This is a genomic window from Burkholderia sp. Bp8991 (assembly GCF_003853795.1).
Lineage (GTDB): Bacteria > Pseudomonadota > Gammaproteobacteria > Burkholderiales > Burkholderiaceae > Burkholderia.
The window spans coordinates 1-3,651 of sequence record NZ_QTQJ01000065.1; the positions used below are offsets into that span (position 1 = coordinate 1).

Consider the following 3,651-nt stretch of genomic DNA (forward strand, 5'->3'; position numbering starts at 1 on the left):
ATGTCGCGTTCTGAGTCCCCCCGGCCGCTGCTCGAGATGCGCGGCATCAGCAAGACCTTCCCGGCCGTGCGCGCGCTCGACAACGTCAGCCTGACCGTCTATCCGGGCGAGATCCATTCGCTGATGGGCGAGAACGGCGCGGGCAAGTCGACGCTGATGAAGATCCTGTCGGGCGCGTACCGCGCCGACGCCGGCGGCGAGATCCTGATCGACGGCGCGCGCATCGACGTCGACGGCCCGCTCGCCGCGCGCGATGCCGGCGTCGCCGTGATCTACCAGGAGCTGTGCCTCGCGCCCAACCTCACCGTCGCGGAAAACATCTACGTCGGCCGCGAACTGCGCCGCGGCAACCGTCGCTGGGGCACCATCGACCGCGCGGCGATGGCGCGCGGCTGCCAGGACGTGCTCGCGCGCCTCGGTGCGCCGTTCGGCCCCGACACGCTGGTCGGCACGCTGTCGATCGCCGAGCAGCAGCTCGTCGAGATCGCGCGCGCCGTGCATACCCGCGCACGCATCCTCGTGATGGACGAACCGACGACGCCGCTGTCGTCGCGCGAAACCGAGCACCTGTTCGGCCTGATCCGCCAGCTGCGCGAGGAAGGTCTCGCGATCATCTACATCAGCCACCGGATGGCCGAAATCTACGAACTGTCCGACCGCGTGTCGGTGCTGCGCGACGGCTCGTACGTCGGCACGCTCGAGCGCGCGTCGCTGTCGGCCGAGCGGCTCGTCGCGATGATGGTCGGCCGCGACATCTCCGGCTTCTACAAGAAGGAACACGCGCCGTACGATCCCGGCCACCTGCTGCTGTCGGTGCGCGACATCGCCGACGGCGAGCGCGTGCGCGGCTGCAGCCTCGACCTGCATGCGGGCGAGGTGCTCGGCATCGCCGGGCTCGTCGGCGCGGGCCGCACCGAGCTCGCGCGGCTGATCTTCGGCGCGGAGCCGCGCACGCGCGGCGACGTGAAGCTGGGCGAGCGCACGTTCGGCGCGCATTCGCCGCGCGACGCGATCGACGCGGGCCTCGTCTACCTGACGGAAGACCGCAAGCGCCAGGGCCTGTTCCTCGACATGAGCGTGCGCGACAACATCAACATCTCCGTGTGCAACCGCGATGCGCGGCTCGGCGCGCTCGATCTGGCGCGCGGCGCCATGCGCGCACGCGACGCGATCGCGTCGCTGTCGATCCGCGTGCCGAATGCGAACGTCAACGTCGGCGCGCTGTCGGGCGGCAACCAGCAGAAAGTGCTGCTGTCGCGCCTGCTCGAGACGAAGCCGCGCGTGCTGATCCTCGACGAGCCGACGCGCGGCGTCGACATCGGCGCGAAATCCGAGATCTACCGGATCATCAACGAACTGGCCCGCGCGGGTGTCGGCGTGATCGTGATCTCGAGCGAGCTGCCGGAGATCATCGGCGTCGCCGACCGCGTGCTCGTGATGCGCGAAGGCGAGATCGCCGGCGAACTCGGCGGCCACACGCACACGCCCATCACGCAGGAAGCGATCATCGCGCTCGCCACCGGCTCGCAAGCCGAGCTCGCCGACGCGCACTGACCACGGCCCCTTCATTTCCTTCTTCCTTCAAGGTACCGACATGATCAACCCGACCAAGCAGCGGAACCTCGCGTCCGCGACGGCCCATCCGGTCGCCAACCGTACGCCGCTGATGCGCGGCGCCGATCATCGCGCGCGCATGCAGTCGCTGATGCGCACCGCCGGCATGCTGCCGGTGCTGCTGGTCCTCTGCATCGGCTTCGGCTTCATGACCGACGGCTTCTTCACGCTGCAGAACCTGTCGATCGTCACGCAGCAGGCGTCGATCAACATCGTGCTCGCCGCCGGCATGACCTTCGTGATCCTGACGGGCGGCATCGACCTGTCGGTCGGCTCGGTGCTCGCCGCGTCGGCCGTCGCCGCGCTCATCGCGTCGACCATCCCCGGCTGGGGCTGGCTCGGCGTGCCGATCGCGCTCGCGGTCGGCCTCGTGTTCGGCGCGATCAACGGCGGCCTGATCTCGTTCCTGCGCCTGCCGCCGTTCATCGTCACGCTCGGCGCGATGACGGCCGTGCGCGGCGTCGCCCGCCTGATCGGCAACGACACGACCGTCTTCAACCCGCAACTGCCGTTCGCGTTCATCGGCAACGGCACGATCCTCGGCGTGCCGTGGCTCGTCGTGATCGCCTGCGCGGTGATCGCGCTGTCGTGGTTCATCCTGCGCCGCACGGTGCTCGGCATGCGGATCTATTCGGTGGGCGGCAACCCGGAAGCCGCGCGGCTGTCGGGCATCAACGTGCGCGCGATCCAGCTGTTCGTGTATGCGGCGTCGGGCCTGCTCGCCGGCCTCGGCGCGGTGATGTCGGCCGCGCGGCTCTATGCGGCCAACGGCCTGCAGCTCGGCCAGTCGTACGAACTCGATGCGATCGCCGCGGTGATCCTCGGCGGCACGAGCTTCGTCGGCGGCGTCGGCTCGATCGTCGGCACGCTGATCGGCGCGCTGATCATCGCGGTGCTGACCAACGGCCTCGTGCTGCTCGGCGTGTCCGACATCTGGCAATACATCATCAAGGGGCTCGTTATCATCGGCGCGGTCGCGCTCGACCGCTATCGCCAGCGCGACTCGGCCCGCACCTGATTCGTATTCCTCACCACTCGACCATCGGGGCGCAGGCAGGTCCTCCTGCACCCATCCGCCAACGGACCTTCCGGAGACACAACGACATGTTCAAGCAAAAAGCCGCCCTGACCGCCGTCGCCTGCGCGCTCGCCTTCGGCGCCGCCGCCGCCCATGCAGCCGACAAGCCGCTGAAATCGATCGGCGTCACGGTCGGCTCGCTCGGCAACCCGTACTTCGTCACGATCGTGAAAGGCGCCGAGGCGCGCGCCAGGCAGCTCAACCCGAACGCGAAGGTCACCGCGGTCTCGGCCGACTACGACCTGAACAAGCAGTTCACGCAGATCGACAACTTCATCTCCGCGCACGTCGACATGATCCTGCTCAACGCGACCGATCCGAAGGCGATCGAGCCGGCGGTGAAGAAGGCGCAGGCGGCGGGCATCACGGTCGTCGCGGTGGACGTCGCGGCCGCCGGCGCGAACGCGACCGTGCAGACCAACAACGTGAAGGCCGGCGAGCTCGCGTGCGACTTCCTCGCGAAGAAGCTCAACGGCAAGGGTAACGTGATCATCGAGAACGGCCCGCAGGTGTCGGCCGTGATCGATCGCGTGAACGGCTGCAAGACCGTGCTCGCGAAGAACCCGGGCATCAAGCTCCTGTCGAGCGATCAGGACGGCAAGGGCTCGCGCGAAGGCGGGATGAACACGATGCAGGGCTACCTGACGCGCTTTCCGAAGCTCGACGGCGTGTTCACGATCAACGACCCGCAGGCGATCGGCAGCGATCTCGCGGCGAAGCAGCTGAACCGCCCGAACATCGTGATCACGTCGGTCGACGGCGCGCCCGACATCGAAGTCGCGCTGAAGTCGAACACGCTCGTGCAGGCGTCGTCGAGCCAGGATCCGTGGGCGATGGCGCAGCAGGCCGTAAACGTCGGCTACGGGATCATGAACGGCCAGAAGCCGGCCAACCCGATGATCCTGATCGAGCCGACGCTCGTCACGCGCGACAACGTGAAGGCTTACAAAGGCTGGAGC

At 68.3% G+C, this 3,651-nt stretch carries 3 protein-coding genes; all 3 read left to right on the forward strand.

Annotated features, from left to right (window positions below; translation table 11 throughout):
- On the forward strand, nucleotides 1-1,554 hold the full coding sequence (locus tag DIE02_RS35095) for a sugar ABC transporter ATP-binding protein (RefSeq protein WP_124524123.1): 1,554 nt from the start codon (nucleotides 1-3) through the stop codon (nucleotides 1,552-1,554).
- A 40-nt stretch (nucleotides 1,555-1,594) separates the two neighbouring features.
- On the forward strand, nucleotides 1,595-2,632 hold the full coding sequence (locus DIE02_RS35100; protein WP_124524125.1) for an ABC transporter permease subunit: 1,038 nt from the start codon (nucleotides 1,595-1,597) through the stop codon (nucleotides 2,630-2,632).
- A gap of 86 nt (nucleotides 2,633-2,718) precedes the next feature.
- Nucleotides 2,719-3,651: ABC transporter substrate-binding protein (locus DIE02_RS35105; RefSeq protein ID WP_124489875.1), on the forward strand; the 933-nt coding region annotated here is incomplete at its 3' end.